Here is an 18,030-nt window from a genome sequence, read left to right as displayed (position 1 = left end):
GATTATTCTTTTTCCAGTTCTTCTATAAGTTCATCATTAATTTCCAGGTTATGATAAACATTCTGCACATCATCGTCTTCTTCAAATTTATCTACTAGGGCGAGGATTTTCTTAGAATCTTCAACCGGAAGTTCAATGGTGTTCAAAGGGATCCGCTGTACTTCAGAATTTTTTGGTTCGATGCCTAATTCTTCCAATTTTGAGGACATCAGTCCAAAATCTGTAAATTCTGTGTAAACAGTAATGTAATCATCTTCTTTTTCTATAGTTGTAGCGCCACCTTCTATTAGTTCAAGCTCTAATTCTTCCATATTTCGCTCAATTTTCTCCTTTTCCAGCACAAAAACGCCTTTTTTGTCGAAAAGAAACTCCAGAGAACCATTAGTTCCAAGACTGCCTCCGTTTTTGGCAAATATCGACCTTACAGAGGCAACTGTCCTGTTGGTATTGTCTGTGGTACATTCAATAAAAAAAGCTATTCCGTTGGGACCATAACCTTCGAAGGTAACCAGTTCATAATTGTCGGCATCGGCACCGCTAGCCTTCTTTATAGCGCGTTCTATAGTGTCTTTGGGCATGTTTACACCTTTGGAATTAGATATGGCGTTACGAAGCGCCGGATTGGCTTCAGGATCTGGTCCTCCTCCTTCTTTTACGGCAACACTAATATCTTTTATTGCCCTGGTAAACTGTTTCGCCCTTCTCTTGTCCTGCGCTCCTTTACGGTGCTTAATATTTGCCCATTTACTGTGTCCGGCCATTGTTCTCTAGTTTTTTAGTCTGTAGACGGTAGACTGTAGTTTGATCTACCGATATTTGTAATAGAACAAATTTAAGAAAATGTATAAAACCGAAAAATTGGGGGGTTATCAGACTGTAATTGTCTCTAAAAATTTGACTAAGGAACTCTATTAAGAACTTTGCTGGAATCCTGTCGCGTATGAAGAATTGCAAAAATGATTACTTCCTGGTGTCTTACATGGTAAAAAATAGCATAAGGAAATCTATTCACTAAAGCCTTTCTTAAGTTACGATATTGAACTTGATAATGTTCAGGCCGCTGCTTAATATATGCTATTTCAGAATTTACTTCCTTTTTAAAATTATTGGCAAGCTGTATTCCTCCCTTTTGTGAATAATAACTTTTTGCTTCGGAAAGATCATGTTTTACTGCGGGTAAAAATTTAACCGAATAAACCATTACCATTCTTCTTTAAAACTGTCCCAATCTAAAACACTCTCAGGATCCTTTTCAAAGTTTTTTATTCTTATGTCAAGTTCTTCTTTTTGTGCAGTTGTAATATCAGAATCGAGAATTTTTTCAATATGCTCTATAAGGTGCTCATCTGTAATTTTAGTGAGCTTTTGAATTAAATTATATTTTCTGATTACAAGATCCATAGTTCCTAATTTAAACTAAGATACAAAAATAGCTGATAATCAACTTTCTAATCGTTCAGTTTCAAAACGGCCATAAATGCTTCTTGCGGGATTTCCACATTTCCTACCTGGCGCATACGTTTCTTACCTTTTTTCTGCTTTTCGAGAAGCTTACGTTTACGGGAAATATCCCCACCGTAACATTTTGCGGTAACGTCTTTACGGAGTGCTTTTACTGTTTCACGGGCAATAATTTTTGCACCAATCGCAGCCTGGATTGGAATATCAAATTGTTGACGCGGAATAAGTTCCTTCAGTTTCTCGCACATCTTTTTACCAATATCGTAAGCATTATCCACGTGAAGCAAGGCAGAAAGTGCATCTACTGTGTTTGCATTTAACAGCACATCAACTTTTACCAGTTTTGACTGTCGCATTCCAATTGGAGAATAATCGAAAGAAGCATAGCCACGGGAAACCGTTTTAAGCCTGTCATAAAAATCAAATACAATCTCGGCAAGCGGCATATCAAAGGATAATTCCACCCTTTCTGTAGTCAAATATGTCTGATTGGTAATCTCTCCTCTTTTTTCGATACAAAGAGACATTACGTTTCCAACATAATCAGATTTTGTAATGATGGTAGCCTTTATAAAAGGTTCTTCAACCCGGTTAAGGGAGGAAGGTTCAGGTAAATCTGAAGGGTTGTTTACCAGCAGCACTTCATCGGGATTTCTATTGGTGTAAGCGTGGTAAGACACGTTTGGTACGGTAGTGATCACCGTCATATCAAATTCACGCTCCAGCCTTTCCTGAATAATCTCCAGGTGCAACATTCCAAGGAACCCACATCTAAAACCAAAACCTAAAGCCGCAGAACTTTCCGGAGTAAAAACAAGGGAAGCATCATTTAACTGAAGTTTTTCCATCGAAGCCCTTAGTTCTTCATAATCTTCAGTATCTACGGGATAAATTCCGGCGAAAACCATCGGTTTTACATCTTCAAAGCCTGCTACCGCTTCCGTTGTTGGATTTTTAGCATCGGTAATGGTATCTCCTACTTTCACTTCCCGGGCGTCCTTTATACCCGTGATTAGATATCCAACATCCCCGGTTTTAATTTCTTCCCGGGGGAATTGCTTTAATCGTAAAGTTCCTACTTCATCTGCAGAATAATTTTTGCCCGTAGCAACAAATTTTATGTTCTGATTCTTTTTTATGGAACCGTTAATTACCCTAAAATAAGTTTCCACACCACGAAAAGGATTGTAAACTGAATCAAAAATTAGCGCCCGCAAAGGAGCATCTACTTTTCCACTTGGCGCAGGTACTTTTTTTATAATGGCGGCCAGTATTTCCTCAATTCCCAATCCTGTTTTAGCACTGGCAGGAATAATATCTGAATGTTCGCAGCCTAAAAGATCAACAATATCATCACTCACAACTTCGGGATTAGCACTCGGCAAATCCACTTTGTTAAGAACAGGAATAATTTCAAGATCGTTTTCCAGAGCAAGATAAAGGTTCGAAATCGTCTGTGCCTGTATACTCTGCGCGGCATCTACAACCAGTAAGGCCCCTTCACATGCCGCGATAGAACGGGAAACTTCATAAGAAAAATCTACGTGTCCTGGAGTATCGATGAGGTTCAGCACATATTTTTCACCTTCATATTCATAATCCATCTGTATGGCGTGGCTTTTAATGGTAATCCCACGTTCACGCTCCAGATCCATGCTATCTAAAAGTTGTTCCTGCTTTTCACGATCGGTAACCGAACCTGTAAAGTCCAGCAACCGGTCTGCCAGGGTACTTTTTCCGTGGTCAATATGGGCGATAATACAAAAGTTACGTATGTTCTTCATCGATAATTTAATGTTGTGGATCTAACAAAAGATCAGCAAAAATTGGCTACAAATATAGTTTATTTACAAGTCATTAAAGAATATTTGTAAGACAGTGATAAATTCCTCTTTACGAGCAAACTTCATTAGTAACTCTGATCTTTTTATAACATAAATTTTTAAGATATAAATTATAATGAATTAAAGTCATTATAAAGAACAGTTTAAGATTTTGTGTGATTTAACTTTCTTAATTAAAAAAAGATATTCTTTATTTGTCATGAAGAAGAAAAATTAATCATCAAAAACTCTTTAAATCAGGCAATAACCAGCAACATAATTTTACATGGCAAACTTAAATACTGTAGAAGAAACTAAAGTTGGACGTTCTTCGGGAGATTCTAATCGTTCTATAATTATTATTGGAGCACTGTTTTTTATCTTCGGATTCGTTACCTGGCTTAACGCACTGTTGATTCCGTATCTCAAGATTGCCTGTGAACTCACCACGTTTCAATCTTACTTTGTCACCTTCGCCTTTTATATTGCCTATGTTGTGATGGCGCCTGTTTCCAGCAGAGCTTTAAATTATTTCGGGTTTAAGAATGGAATGTCTGTTGCCCTGATTGTAATGGCTTTGGGTGCTTTACTTTTTATTCCTGCAGCGATGACCCGTTATTATCCTTTATTCCTTACCGGTCTTTTTGTGATGGGTAGCGGACTGGCAATTCTGCAAACGGCATCCAATCCTTATGTGACTATTGTTGGGCCGGCGGAAAGCGCTGCGAAGAGAATTAGTATCATGGGGATTTGTAATAAGCTTGCAGGTGCGGCTGCTCCCATCATTATAGGATCATTTTTGCAATTGGAAAAAGCTGAAGAACTTTCAGGAACTACCAATGCATCTGCCTTAGACGAGATGGCGCTAAGGGTAATTCCGCCTTATATAGGGATTATTGTAGTACTGCTTCTTTTAGCTCTTTGGGTTTATAAATCCAGTCTTCCGGAAGTGGAGGCTGAAGAGGAAGAAGATGAAGATTCTGTTGCAAAGGGTAATAAAAGTGTTCTGGATTACCCTCACGCTGTCCTGGGAGTGCTTACCCTTTTCATTTACGTGGGAGTGGAAGTAATCGCTGCCGATACCATCATTGATTATGGTATTTTCCAGGGATTCGATTTCGAAACTGCCCGGAATTTCCCTACGGGAACCATGGTATCGATGATTATGGGTTACATTATAGGTATTATTGCCATCCCAAGGTATATTAAACAGGAAAATGCTTTAAAAGTATGCGCTATTCTTGGAGTTGCATTTTCTATAGGGGCAATTTTTACTTCCGGCTTCATTTCGGTAGCATTTATCGCCTTACTGGGGCTGGCAAATTCTTTAATGTGGCCGGCTATCTGGCCTTTGGCTTTGGCTGATGTAGGAAAACTTACCAAAGCCGTATCCTCTTTACTCGTGATGGGAATTGCCGGGGGAGCCATCATCCCGCTGGCTTACGGTGCTCTTGCAGGAGTGGGGGATCAGCAATCGGCTTATTGGGTTGTGGTACCGCTCTATTTGTTCATTCTTTATTACGCCGTTGCCGGACATAAAATCAGGAAAGCATAAAGACGGGAATTTCTAAACTTTCTATTTCAGAAATAAAAAATTCCTTCGGAAAAATTAAATTTTAGCTAAACCTTTGCCTCAAACTTTTACATGAAAGAAAATAAACCCGATACTGAGCGATCATCAAAATATAACGATCTGGAAAAAATGAGCATTTCGCAGCTGCTATCCAGTATTAATGCGGAAGATAAAACCGTTCCCGAGGCGATTGAAGAAGTTATTCCCGAAATCGAGAAGCTCGTGGAGGTGATTGTTCAGAAAATGGAGCAGGGCGGAAGGCTTTTTTACATTGGTGCCGGTACCAGCGGAAGACTCGGCGTTCTCGATGCTTCAGAATGTCCGCCGACTTTTGGTGTGGATCACCATACAGTAATCGGACTCATTGCCGGAGGCGACGGAGCATTGCGGAAAGCTGTGGAAAACGCCGAAGATGATAAAGAGCAGGCCTGGAAAGACCTTCAGCAATACCAGATTTCAGAAAAAGATGTCCTGGTGGGAATAGCAGCTTCCGGAACAACACCTTATGTGATTGGCGGAATCAAAGATGCACGAAAAAACGGAATTGCCACCGGCTGCGTTACCTGTAGCTCCGGAAGTCCACTCGCAGCTGCTTCAGAATTTCCGGTGGAGGTGATTACAGGACCGGAATTTTTAACCGGAAGTACCAGGATGAAAGCAGGAACTGCTCAAAAATTGGTCCTGAATATGATCTCTACCAGCGTAATGATTAAACTTGGTCGCGTAAAAGGAAATAAAATGGTAGACATGCAGTTATCCAATAAGAAGCTGGTAGGCCGCGGCACAAGAATGATTATGGAAGAGCTTGGAGTTGATGAAAAAGAAGCCGCCAAACTATTGGAAGAACACAAAAGTGTAAGAAAAGTATTATCTGTTTATAAAAGAAGCTAGACCTTAATGTCCCAAAGAATATTATTAATTGCGCTATTTTTTTGCAGCGTCTTGTTGTTTAATTCCTGTAAAACCACCAAACCCGCTGTTTCTCCTACTTCTGAAACCACTAAACCTGAACCGAAGGATACACTTCCTTCTTCAGAAAAAGTGTCACCGCCACCACCGCCTGCAATTCCAGAGGTTGTAGAAGAGAGAATTGTGAAATCTGAAGCCCCGCTTAAAATTGCCGAATTTCGTGCTGCGTGGGTGACCAGCGTCGCAAATATTAACTGGCCCAGCCAGCGGAATTTGTCCACAAGTCAGCAACAACAGGAGGCGCTGGAGATCCTCGATTTTCTGGAAGAGCACAATTTTAATGCAGTGATCCTTCAGGTGAGGCCGCAGGCAGATGCTTTATATCAAAGTGATCTCGAACCATGGTCGTATTTCCTTACCGGCGAAACAGGAAAAGCACCGGAGCCTTATTATGATCCTTTAAAATTCTGGAGAGAAGCCGCTCATAATCGCGGGATGGAGTTGCATGTATGGTTAAACCCTTACCGCGCCTATCATACGACAGGTGGTGATATTTCCGAAAATTCGCTGGTAAAAACAAAGCCGGAGCTTATGACCAAGCTTAAAAACGGATTCTGGTGGATGGATCCTTCCAAGCAGGGAACTCAGGATCATGTTTCTGCCGTGGTGATGGATATTGTTAAGCGTTATGATATCGATGGCGTTCATTTTGACGATTATTTTTATCCGTATGCTTCTTATAACGGGAAGCAGGAATTTCCCGATAATGTTAACTGGGAAAAATATAAAACAGAAGGAGGAGAACTTCTCCGGGATGACTGGAGACGGGATAATGTGAATAAATTTGTAAAACGGATTTATTCTGAAATTAAATCTGAAAAACCGCATGTGAAATTCGGGATTAGTCCGTTTGGAATTTGGCGTCCCGGCTATCCTGCTTCTATAAAGGGAATGGACCAGTACAGCGAGCTTTATGCAGATGCCAAATTGTGGTTAAATGAAGGCTGGATCGATTATTTTACACCTCAGTTGTATTGGAAAATCAACCAGGTGGCACAGAGTTTTCCTGTTTTATTAAGCTGGTGGAAGGATGAAAATACTGAAAACAGGCATTTGTGGCCGGGTATTAATGACGCGCTTATCGGGGAAGAAGAGGAAAAAGATACCGATGAAATTACCAATCAGATCATGATTACCCGCGGAGTTCTGGACAGTCGGGGAGCGGTGCACTGGAATGTGGGCCCGATTATGAAAAATCCAGAACTGGCACATGCTTTAAAAGAAGGTCCGTACAGGAAAAAAGCACTGGTACCGGCGAGTCCGTGGCTGGATAACGAAGCTCCGGAAGTGCCAAAGCTGAATATTTCAAAAATGGAAGATAAATTAGAGCTAAATTGGGAACATCCGGACACGGAGGATGTTTTTAGATGGGTTTTGTACATCAAATATGAAAATTCCGGGTGGGATTTCAGAATTTTAAATCGGAATGAAAGGAATTTTACATTGCACAATGCTGAAAATTTCAGTAAAATCGGAATAACGGCCGTAGATCGTACCGGAAATGAAAGTAATTTTAAGGAAATTATACTTCAATAATTCCTGTACAAACAGGTTTTTAAGAGGGCCTTCAAATTTGCCAATTTTCGTACCTGTGGGATAGAAATGATGTATTTAAAGAATGACCATGATGAAATTGATTAATAAAATAAAATTACTCGGACTTTCTCTTTTGTTTATAGCAGTTTCCTGTGATCAAAAAGAGGAAAACAACGAGAATAAAGCCGAAAAAAGCATTGCTGAGGTGCGGCAGGAGTTTGCACCAGACAAACGAGTGGCACTTTTTGATATCCAGGCAGAGAAAAAGGAGGATATCTATGTTCTAAAAGGAGAATCCAATCTTCCTGAAGCCGTGAACAACCTGAAAAAAAAGTTAGAGGCCGAAAATGTCAATTTTCGGGATAGTATTAAAATTCTTCCGCAGGAGGAGATGGAGAATATGAAGCACGGAGTAATTAAAATCTCTGTTGCAAACCTGCGTGGCGAGGCAGCGCATTCTTCAGAACTGGTGACGCAGGCGACGCTTGGAACTCCCGTAAAAGTTTATAAAAAGGAAGATAACTGGTATTTAATCCAGACTCCGGACAATTATTTATCCTGGGTTGATGGGGGAGGAGTTCAGATTTTTTCTGATGCAGAATTTAAGGACTGGAAATCTTCAGAAAAGCTGATTTACCTTCAGCCCTTCGGAAATTCTTATGCTGAGGCAGATGAAACTTCAGGAGTTGTTTCAGATTTAGTGGCGGGTGCTATTTTTGAACTTTCCGGAGAAAAAAACGGATATTTTCAGGTGAAATATCCTGATGGAAGGACGGCTTATATTCAGCAAAATGAAGCGAAAAAGTATATGGATTGGCTGGAAAATCTTGATCCTGAAGGTGAAGACCTGATTGCAACTTCAAAAAAACTGATGGGACTACCGTATTTATGGGGAGGAACTTCAGCTAAAGGCGTGGATTGCAGCGGCTACACAAAAACCGTCTTCTTTTTAAACGGAATGGTGATTCCGCGGGATGCTTCCCAGCAGGTCCACACCGGAAAACTCATCGATTCTACCCGAAATTTTGAAAAACTTATTCCCGGCGACCTTTTGTTCTTCGGAAGACCGGCTACAGATTCAACTTCAGAAAGAGTAGTGCACGTGGGAATGTGGATTGGGAACAACGAGTTTATTCACTCTTCCGGAAGTGTTCATGTGAGCAGTGTGGCTAAAGAGGCACCTAATTACGACGATTTTAACTACAACCGCTACCTCAGGACTAAGCGTTTGCTGGATGAAGAGGGAGAGGGGCTAACTTACCTTCGGAAAAAGGACATTTTTACCAATTCTTCTTCAAACGAAGAGTAAAAAATGTAAATTCTAGAAGGATTTTCGATAAACATCGTATAAAATCTTTAAATCGTAGTCGCTAAGGATTCCGTTTACGTCTTTTTGAATGAAATGAAGCTCAAAAGCCTGTATTGCCGAGCTTAAATTGGAGGTATCGTAGCCAATAATCTTTAAAGCATCTTTATAATTGAAATCTGAAGGAATTATATTCGGAAAAAGGAGACGGTCCAAAAATGTCAATTTTCGACCTAAAGGATTTAATTTCATTATCAGCAGTTGCTTGTCGTAATTGAAAAATTGCGATTCCAACTGAAGATTGTCAATAACCTCTTCATTATACCAGATTCCGAAGCCTTCTTCAGCTAATTTCTTCCATGGAAAGAAAACGCTGGGGTCTACTTTTCGCGAAGGAGCAATATCAGAATGGCCAATGACATTTTTCGCCGGAATTTTATATTTTTCCCTTAGCATTTTAAGCACTTCGATCAAACTTTCGATCTGCGCATCGCTGAATTCTTCAAATCCGTCGTTGTCGAGCTCAATTCCAATGGACGCGGAATTAAGATCTGTGGTGGTGCCCCAACTTCCTATTCCGCCGTGCCAGGCGCGGTAATAATCGTTGAGCATGTGGTAAACTTCGCCGTTGTGGCCAATCACATAGTGCGCGCTCACCTGCCTTTCGGGCGTTATGAACGTGTTTAAAGTCTGTTCTACAGAATCCTGGGCGGTATGGTGCAGGATCACGTAATTTGGCCTTCTCAGGTTAAAATTTGTGGTTCCAACCCAGTGTTCGCCGTATTTTATATCCGGATTCTTAGCAATTTCTTCTTCAGGAGAAATCTGTAATTCCTTCGCAAAAGTCTTTGTTTGTTTCTTATATACCCTGTTGGTTTTGGAGTACGGATTTGTGGCGCAGGAATTCAGCAGTAGTAAAACAGGAAGAAAAAGGGTGAGGCGGTACAATGTGCTAATGCTCTTCATAGAAACCGTAGATTATTTCCCGTAAAAATAATTAAAAGAACATTCCTTTACAGGAAAGTGCGATAAGGTTTTCCTAAAGCTTTTTCAGAATTTAACCTTCTGCGAGGTTAAAAAGAAACCTTGCAGGATTCATTACTTCTTCTTTTTCCCATCAAATTTCCACCTTACAAAAGCTTCCATGGCTTCATAATTTGCAAGTCCAAGGTTGTGGTAATCTACGGCAGTTTCCCTGTTTCTTTCTTCAGCTCTTACCCAAAATTCCCGCTCGTCGTCACCTGGAAATACGGGGCTATCTTTTTGAGATTGATGCTGAAAAATGGCATGTCTTTTTCTTTTTACTTCATTTGGAGAAAGCGGGACCGCCATTTCAATTTCGTGCGTTGGGAATTCCTGCCAGGCGCCGCGATACATCCAGAGCCAGCAATCTTTTGTCCATTCTTCGGTTTTCTGAAGCCTTTGCATGGCTTCCTTTAAAATTTCGAAACAAATGATATGAGTGCCGTGTGGATCTGCAAAATCGCCGGCTGCAAAAACCTGGTGCGGCTTAATTTGCTGAAGCAGTTCCATCGTTAGCTCCACATCTTTTTCGGTGTCTGGATTCTTGACATACTTTCCTTTTTCGTAAAAAGGCAGCGCCATAAAATGAATGTTTTTATCTTCCAGCCCGGCATATCGCGCCCCGGCGATGGCTTCAGACTTTCTTATAAAAGCTTTTACCTGCTGGATTTTCTCGATATCTACCTGATTTGGCTGCTTTTTTTCAAGGAAAGTCCGCATTTCTTCATAAGTCTCTTCCAGTTCAGAAGTATTTTTACCTAAACTTTTATCGAAATCTATCGCAAACTCTACATATCTCAAAACATCAGTATCCCAAACTGCAGTATTTCCGGAGGTTTGATAAGCTACATGTACATCGTGGCCCTGTTCCACGAGCCTGATAAATGTACCGCCCATAGAGATAACATCATCATCGGGATGGGGGGAGAAGATCAACGACCTCTTTGTTGCGGGAATTGCCCGCTCGGGACGTTGAGAATCGTCAGCATCAGGTTTTCCTCCGGGCCAGCCGGTGATACTGTGCTGTAGCTGGTTAAATACTTTTATATTGATGTTATAGGCAGGGCCTTTTTCTGTAGCCAGTTCTGCCATGCCATGGCTGTTGTAATCTTCGTCGGTAAGCTTGAGGATAGGTTTTTGAATTTTATTAGAAAGCCAGATAATTGCTTTTTTTATCTGCTCGTCTGTCCATTTACAGTCTTTTACAAGCCAGGGCGTATCAAACCTTGTAAGTTCTGAAGCGGCAGCTCTGTCCAGTACAAATTCAACATTATCTGTTAACTGAAGATAAGTGGCGGGAACCTCTCCGGAAATCTCCCCTTCCACAGCTTTTTTAATTATAGGAGCTTTTTTCTTGCTCCAGGCCATCAGGATAATTTCATGGGCTTTAAATATTGTGCCAATACCCATGGTAATTGCCTTGGTCGGCACATTTTCTTTACCTCCAAAGTCGCGGGAAGCATCCCTTCTTGTAAGGTCATCCAGCGTTACCAACCTTGTTCCGGAATTAGGAGCCGATCCCGGCTCATTAAAACCAATATGTCCAGTTCTTCCTATTCCCAGAAGCTGCAAATCCAGACCACCTGCTTCAGTGATTTTTTTCTCGTAATTAAGACAGTAATCTGTAATATCTTCCTTTTCTAAAGTTCCATCGGGAATATGGATATTTTCCCTCCTTATATCTATATGGTTAAAAAGATTCTCGTCCATAAACCGCACATAGCTTTGGGAAGCATCAGGTTGCATTGGGTAATATTCGTCCAGGTTAAACGTGATGACGCTTTCGAAACTTAGATTTTCTTCCTTGTGCATTCGTATTAATTCTTCATAGACCTGTACAGGGGTTGCTCCTGTGGCCAGTCCCAGAACCGTTTTTTCGCCAGCTTTTGTTTTGCTCCGGATAAGATCTGCAATTTTTTGAGCTACTTTTTTTGAAGCGATGTCCTCATTTTTATAAACACGAACGGGAAGTTTTTCAAATCTTGTTTCTTCCAGGAAGTTTAATCTGGCCATAGGTGAAGGTAGTTTTTAAGCTTAATATTTCGTTACATAAGTATAACTTGTTCTAAATTAAGAAGAAGAGTTTAATCTCACAGATTTTTATTTAAAAACATTTTGGTTTGATAAAAAGTGAAGATTTTTTAAAGATGAGCTTAAGGTACTCGCAGCCATAAATAGAGTTTAGCGTAATTTTTGGATTAAGTCTTGGATCTCTTTTCTTGCAGCGTAGCGATATTAATTCTTTTCAAATAGCTATTTTAGACTTCCGAAGAAATTAGCAACATGAAGAGGAAATTTTTACTATACATTTTATTAATCATTATTAGCGCACCAGTATGGTCGCAGCAATTGGCAGCCGGGAATCCAGATTTTCTGAAGTATCAAAACAATAAATGGGTGGATTCTGTGATGACCACGCTGTCTCCGGATGAACGGATTGCGCAGCTCATTATGGTGGCGGCTTTTTCCAACAGGGGAGAGGAGCACAAAAAGGAAATCCTGGAATTGGTAGAGGAGCAAAAAGTGGGAGGACTGTTGTTCTTTCAGGGTGATCCCGAAGCGCAGGTAAAACTAATGAACGAATATCAGCGAGCTGCCAATGTTCCGTTGTTGGGAGCTATAGATGCCGAATGGGGCCTGGGAATGCGCCTGGACAATACGATAAGTTACCCATACCAGATGGCTTTGGGTGCAATTCAGGATGAGGAATTGATCTATAAAATGGGGATGGAAATTGCCCGGCAGATTAAGAGGGTGGGGCTGCATTTAAATTTTGCCCCGGTGGTAGATGTGAACAATAATCCTGAAAATCCGGTGATCAATTACCGCTCCTTCGGGGAAAATAAATACAACGTGGCACAAAAAGGTGTTGCTTATATGAAAGGCCTGCAAGATGGGCGGGTACTGGCAACAGCAAAGCATTTTCCCGGCCATGGCGATACCGATACAGATTCGCATTATGGACTTCCGCAGATAAATCATCCATTTCCGCGGTTGGATTCGCTGGAATTGTATCCGTTTAGGGAATTGATTAGGGCCGGAGTGGGAGGAATGATGGTCGCGCACCTGGACATTCCCGCGCTGGATTCCACCGGAGTCGCTTCTACATTGTCTAAACCTATAATTACAGGGCTTTTAAAGCAAAGGCTCGAATTTAAAGGCTTGATCGTGACAGATGCCATGAACATGAAGGGCGTTACTTTGGGAAATCTTCCCGGAGTGGTGGATAAAGACGCGATTTTGGCAGGGAATGATATGTTGGAATACAGCGAGGATGTTCCTAAAGCTATTGAAGAAGTGCGGACTGCAATAAATGCGGGGCTTATCACTCAGGAAGAAATTAACGACAGGTGCAGAAGAATTTTGGCTATAAAACAATGGGTAGGAATGGATGACTATCGGCCATCGAAGTCAACCAATATTCTGAAGGAACTTAATACTCGTAAAGCTAAAGACCTTAATGAAGATCTTGCAAAAGCATCCCTTACTGTGTTGAAAAATGAAAATATGCTGTTGCCGCTTCAGCAGAAGAAGAGGAAGATAGCATCAATTTCCATTGGAGTGGAGGAAGAATCTTTTTTTCAGAAGAATTTGAAGGAGAATTACGAGTTGGAAAATTTTCAGCTTTCGGAAGAAGCAGACGAAGAGGAGGTTAAAGATATATTACGAAAACTGGCAAATTTTGAGGTCCTCCTGGTGGCGATTCACGACACTCAGTCGCGACCACGAAATAATATAAATTTCTCTGAAGATGTTGAAGAGCTAATCCTTCAGCTTGCTAGTAGAGAAAATACTATTTTCAGCCTTTTTAAAAATCCATATGTTATAGACAAAATTGAAGGAATAGAAAATGCCGATGGATTGATCCTCGCTTATCAGGATTCTGAAGCAGCACAAAGAATGGCGGCCGGTTTTATTGCTGGAAATTCTATGGCTTCAGGAAGGCTTCCGGTAAGTATTGGAAACAAATTTAAAGCAGGGGATGGTTTTACCATTAGAAATGTACCCGCACTTTTAAGGCTTTACAGGAATTTTCTCTTGTTCTAATTTCTCTTTTTAAGAATGAATGTAAATAATTCAAGGTTTTGGCTAAATGTCTAAGCTATTATTTAGGAAAGTTTATATTTGCGTGATTTTTTGATATTTAGAAGAATATTTTGATGTTTAAGAACCCCATCACCCCTCTGTTTCTCTTAGTTGTTTTAGTCTGTAACCAGTCTTATTCTCAAAATGAAGTTAAGGGAAAAATAGTATCAACCGGCGCACCTGTCGCTTATGCCAACGTTGTTTTACTAAATGCTCAGGATTCTGTTACCTTTTATAAAGGAGCGATTTCAGATGAAGAGGGCAATTTTATTCTTCAGGATATAGCATCTGATGATTATTTATTGCAAGTTTCTTTTGTTGGTTATCAGGAATATCAGAAGAAAATAAATGTAGATGGCAATGCAAGTTTAAATACAATTCAGTTACAGGAAGCATCTTCAGATCTGGATGAAGTTACCATCACCACCAGGAAACCAAAAATTATAAAAGAAGTAGACCGGCTTGTTTTTGACGTGGAAAACTCAACACTTTCTACCGGCAGTACCTGGGATATTTTAAGAAGTACGCCCGGTGTTATCCAGGTGCAGGGAGATCTTTTGGTGAAGAATGAAGGAGTAGCTGTTTATATTAACGATCGTCAAGTACAACTGACCTCTGACGAACTACGGACATTGCTTGAAAGTTATTCTGCAGCAAATATAAAATCTATAGAAGTGATCACCAATCCTCCTGCAAGGTATGAGGCTGAAGGTGGTGCAGTTCTTAATATTAATACTTCAAAAGCACTCACGCCTGGTTATAAAGGTAGTGTTGAAGGAAATTACACGCAGGCTATTTATCCAAAATATCAGTTTGGGACCAGTCACTATTTTAAGACTGATAAGCTCAACGTCTTTGCCAATTACAGTTTTAGTCCGCGTAAGGAGATTAAGCAGGATGACAGTCATATAAATTTCAGAAATGATAACGGAGACATTTTCTCCCGGTGGAATACAGATTTTGACAGGGTGACGCGCTCACGGGCGCATAATGCCAACGCGATCCTGGATTATTACCTGGATGACAAAAACACCCTGAGCTTTACTACTAATATCATGATTTCGCCAAATATCGATTGGGATAACAATGTTTATTCTGAATTCCGGGATGCGCAGCGAATATTGGATTCTACCTTAGTGACCGATAGTAATGTAGAGACCGATCAAAAAAATATTGCGTTTGACCTTCAGTATACCCACGATTTTGATAGTGGCGCACAATTTTCAGCTAAGGGACATTTTACAACGTATGATCAGGATCGATTACAGATGGTAAATTCAGATTATTTCGATGCAGCCGGAAATTTTATTCAGAATATAAATTTTAATACAGATGCCAACCAGGAAATAGAAATTTATACTGCACAGGCAGATTTTACTTCGGCCCTTGGAGAAGCGAGTTTTGAAAGCGGACTTAAACTTTCTTCCATTAATTCTGAAAGTGCGATTGATTATTTTGATACCGCAACGTTACGAATTATGTATGATAATCTTTCTGATGAATTCCTTTACGACGAAAAAGTTTATGCTGCTTATGCAAGTATTGCCCGGGATTGGGAAAACTGGAGTTTTAAAGGAGGGCTTCGTGGGGAATATACAGATCTGGAAGGGAATTCGCTTTCTATGAACGAGGTGAACAGTCAGGAATACGTTGAATTATTCCCAACGGCCTACCTTCAGTATCAGGTATCAGCAAATCACAGTTTTACGTTTGATTACAGCCGCAGGATTTCAAGACCAGATTATAATAGCCTGAATCCTTTCCGATACTTTCTGAATGAAAATGATTTTAACGCCGGAAATCCTAACCTCCGTGCTTCTATCAGTAACAACTTCAATTTAAATTATTCGCTGAAGAACCAGTACTTTTTCGATTTATACTATAGAGATTACGGAAGGTCACCTGAAGTGCTTTCTTTCCAGGATAATATTTCGCAAAATTTAAGAAGGGTAAGTGTAAACCTGCTCGGCAGCGTTTCTTACGGAATAGATTTTCTCCACGGCCGTTCGATTACCAGTTTCTGGTATGCGCAGGCGTATACTTCTGTTTTTCATGATGAAAATACTTTTGTAGCATTAGAAAGCGATAACCAGGAAGTGACCAATGAAGTTGATGGTTTTTATGGCCAGCTCTACAATAGCTTTACCCTTTCTAAAGACGGGACCTTCTCCGGAACACTTACGGGAGTATATATTTCAGATTTTATTTCGGGATCTTATCAGCTGGAGCCAATGGCGATACTTTCTGTAGGTCTTCGGAAAAGTTTGTGGAACAACCGCGCCGTTCTAACGGTGAATATTGAAGATATACTCAACAGAACCAACACCCGACTTACTTCCAGGTATCTTAATCAGGACAATTCCTACCTCGCTCAGGAAGAAACGCAGTATGTGCGGGTAGGCTTTAAATATAACTTCGGAAACTTCAGGCTGAGCGATAATGAGCGTCAGATTGAAGCTGCGGAAAGGGATAGATTGTAAAAAATGCCCCCTCCGCCCCCGAAGGGGGAACTTTTATTCTCAAGGTATATTCTGCAGTGATAATTCGAAGTTTTAGTCATGCGCTAAAAATGGCAATTATCGACCTGCTATAAGTCACCCTGAGCCTGACGAGGTTTTTGATATACAATCTGTTTTCGCCTTCACTAGCATTGACGTCATTCTTAAATAAATATCCTCTCCCTTTGGTCGTTAAAAAATTTCCTTCCCATTTATAATTGTTCATTTTTTTGCCTGTCCAAAAAAACGAACCAAAAAAAGGACACTTTTTTGTAGGTGTTTCCAATTTTGCTATCGCAAATTGAAACCGTACTTCCCCGGCTAAATTTTCTCCAAGGCTTCAAAAATTTTTAACGCCGGGGAAGTACTACACTTGCAAAAAAGAACTAAAGAACAAAGTTTTTTACACACCTAATTAGTTATACCCTTAGATAAATAAAAACCTCAAGCTGATTCTTAGGTAGATTCCCTATCCTATTTCGAGACTTTTTGCGAAGATTTAGGTGACGACCCGAAAATGCCAATTATCGACCTGCTATGAGTCACCCTGAGCCTGTCGAAAGGTGTCTTGTTTCTTGCAGTGCAGCGATCTTTATTCTTGTCCCTAATAAAATGATTTTATCCAGGTTTTTATAAACTTCTTGGGGATGGACTGCTTATTGCTTATTTTTGCACACTCAAAATAATTATTGTGGCTAAGATTGGAGACATAGATGTAGGAGAATTTCCGTTGTTGCTTGCACCAATGGAAGATGTTAGCGATCCTCCTTTTAGAGCGCTTTGTAAAGAACAGGGCGCAGATGTGGTTTATACCGAATTCATTTCTTCTGAAGGGCTTATTCGCGATGCAGCGAAAAGCGTTATGAAGCTTGATATTTACGAAAAAGAACGGCCTGTGGGCATTCAGATTTTTGGTGCCAACCTGGAATCGATGCTGCAGTCGGTTGAAATTGTGGAAAAATCGGGACCCGATATTATCGACATCAATTTTGGTTGTCCGGTGAAAAAAGTGGTTTCCAAAGGAGCGGGAGCAGGAATTCTGAAGGATATCGACCTTATGGTTTCCCTTACAGATGCCATGGTTAAACACACCAACCTTCCTGTAACAGTAAAAACACGACTGGGCTGGGACCATGATTCTATAAAAATCCTGGAAGTAGCAGAAAGGCTTCAGGATGTGGGATGTAAAGCAATTTCGATCCATGGACGTACACGGGCGCAGATGTACAAAGGAGAAGCCGACTGGGCGCCAATTGCAGGGGTTAAGAATAATCCGCGGATGCATATTCCGGTTTTTGGAAACGGAGACGTAGATACGCCTGAAAGAGCTATGGAAATGCGGGACAAATTCGGATTGGATGGCGCGATGATCGGTCGGGCCAGTATTGGTTATCCGTGGTTCTTCAGGGAAGTAAAGCATTATTTCGAAACCGGAGAACACCTTGCGCCGCCAAGTCTTCAAGAGCGGGTTGATGCTGCGAGACGCCATTTACAAATGTCTATCGACTGGAAAGGGGAGAAGCTGGGCGTTTTTGAAACCCGCCGCCATTATACCAACTACTTCAAAGGAATTCCGCATTTTAAAGAATTCCGCATGAAAATGGTGACCAGCGATGATGCAGCCGATGTTTTTGCTGCTTTTGATGAGGTGGAAAAGGAGTTTGCCGGATTTGAATTTGCCTAAGGAAAAAAGAATAGAAACCGCTTCGCTGCAAGAACAAAGAATCAAGACAGATAGAAGAAGTTAAAAAGCCC

The 18,030-nt window shown here is 40.7% G+C and carries 13 protein-coding genes; 7 read left to right on the top strand and 6 right to left on the bottom strand.

The window, feature by feature from the left end; all coding sequences use genetic code 11:
* Positions 1–2: 2 nt before the first annotated feature.
* The 4 genes from RM549_RS11645 to lepA all read right to left on the bottom strand — a co-directional run bounded on the left by RM549_RS11645 (position 3) and on the right by lepA (position 3,245).
* On the bottom strand, positions 3–761 hold the full coding sequence (locus RM549_RS11645; protein ID WP_311684984.1) for a YebC/PmpR family DNA-binding transcriptional regulator: 759 nt from the start codon (positions 759–761) through the stop codon (positions 3–5).
* A gap of 137 nt (positions 762–898) precedes the next feature.
* Positions 899–1,201 carry a type II toxin-antitoxin system RelE/ParE family toxin gene (locus RM549_RS11640; protein ID WP_311684981.1) on the bottom strand — a complete coding sequence of 101 codons (303 nt, stop codon included), beginning with the start codon at positions 1,199–1,201 and terminating at the stop codon, positions 899–901.
* The gene (locus RM549_RS11635; RefSeq protein WP_311684977.1) at positions 1,201–1,401 is read right to left on the bottom strand and encodes an addiction module protein; all 201 of its coding nucleotides are present in this window, start codon (positions 1,399–1,401) and stop codon (positions 1,201–1,203) included. Before RM549_RS11635 ends, RM549_RS11640 begins: the two co-directional genes overlap by 1 nt.
* A gap of 47 nt (positions 1,402–1,448) precedes the next feature.
* The gene (lepA, locus tag RM549_RS11630; protein WP_311684975.1) at positions 1,449–3,245 is read right to left on the bottom strand and encodes a translation elongation factor 4; all 1,797 of its coding nucleotides are present in this window, start codon (positions 3,243–3,245) and stop codon (positions 1,449–1,451) included.
* A 325-nt stretch (positions 3,246–3,570) separates the two neighbouring features.
* Here lepA and RM549_RS11625 point away from each other — a divergent pair, with 325 nt between their 5' ends.
* The 4 genes from RM549_RS11625 to RM549_RS11610 all read left to right on the top strand — a co-directional run bounded on the left by RM549_RS11625 (position 3,571) and on the right by RM549_RS11610 (position 8,671).
* Complete coding sequence (locus tag RM549_RS11625; protein ID WP_311684972.1) at positions 3,571–4,839, top strand: sugar MFS transporter; 1,269 nt, start codon at positions 3,571–3,573, stop codon at positions 4,837–4,839.
* 90 nt (positions 4,840–4,929) lie between these two features.
* Entirely contained in the window at positions 4,930–5,748 is an 819-nt protein-coding gene (gene murQ / locus RM549_RS11620; RefSeq protein ID WP_311684969.1) for an N-acetylmuramic acid 6-phosphate etherase, read from the top strand.
* A 6-nt stretch (positions 5,749–5,754) separates the two neighbouring features.
* Positions 5,755–7,362, top strand: coding sequence for a glycoside hydrolase family 10-like protein (locus RM549_RS11615; RefSeq protein WP_311684964.1), 1,608 nt, complete (start codon positions 5,755–5,757; stop codon positions 7,360–7,362).
* A gap of 88 nt (positions 7,363–7,450) precedes the next feature.
* Entirely contained in the window at positions 7,451–8,671 is a 1,221-nt protein-coding gene (locus tag RM549_RS11610; RefSeq protein ID WP_311684961.1) for a C40 family peptidase, read from the top strand.
* A 12-nt stretch (positions 8,672–8,683) separates the two neighbouring features.
* On the opposite strand, the gene RM549_RS11605 is transcribed toward RM549_RS11610, so the two are convergent.
* Together RM549_RS11605 and nagB are read right to left on the bottom strand one after the other, a co-directional pair.
* Positions 8,684–9,634 (bottom strand): N-acetylmuramoyl-L-alanine amidase, encoded by a 951-nt coding sequence (locus RM549_RS11605; RefSeq protein WP_311684959.1) that lies wholly within the window; start codon positions 9,632–9,634, stop codon positions 8,684–8,686.
* Positions 9,635–9,766: 132 nt separating this feature from the next.
* Positions 9,767–11,704, bottom strand: a complete 1,938-nt coding sequence (nagB, locus tag RM549_RS11600; RefSeq protein ID WP_311684956.1) for a glucosamine-6-phosphate deaminase — start codon at positions 11,702–11,704, stop codon at positions 9,767–9,769.
* A gap of 270 nt (positions 11,705–11,974) precedes the next feature.
* Here nagB and RM549_RS11595 point away from each other — a divergent pair, with 270 nt between their 5' ends.
* From RM549_RS11595 to dusB, 3 genes are all read left to right on the top strand, one after another.
* Positions 11,975–13,738, top strand: coding sequence for a glycoside hydrolase family 3 protein (locus RM549_RS11595; protein ID WP_311684953.1), 1,764 nt, complete (start codon positions 11,975–11,977; stop codon positions 13,736–13,738).
* 113 nt (positions 13,739–13,851) lie between these two features.
* Complete coding sequence (locus tag RM549_RS11590; RefSeq protein WP_311684951.1) at positions 13,852–16,257, top strand: TonB-dependent receptor domain-containing protein; 2,406 nt, start codon at positions 13,852–13,854, stop codon at positions 16,255–16,257.
* 709 nt (positions 16,258–16,966) lie between these two features.
* Positions 16,967–17,959 carry a tRNA dihydrouridine synthase DusB gene (gene dusB / locus RM549_RS11585; protein ID WP_311684949.1) on the top strand — a complete coding sequence of 331 codons (993 nt, stop codon included), beginning with the start codon at positions 16,967–16,969 and terminating at the stop codon, positions 17,957–17,959.
* Positions 17,960–18,030 lie beyond the last annotated feature (71 nt).

Origin of the sequence: Autumnicola patrickiae, assembly GCF_031846525.1 — a bacterium.
Classification (GTDB): domain Bacteria; phylum Bacteroidota; class Bacteroidia; order Flavobacteriales; family Flavobacteriaceae; genus Autumnicola; species Autumnicola patrickiae.
This window is presented reverse-complemented; position numbering and strand designations above follow the sequence as displayed.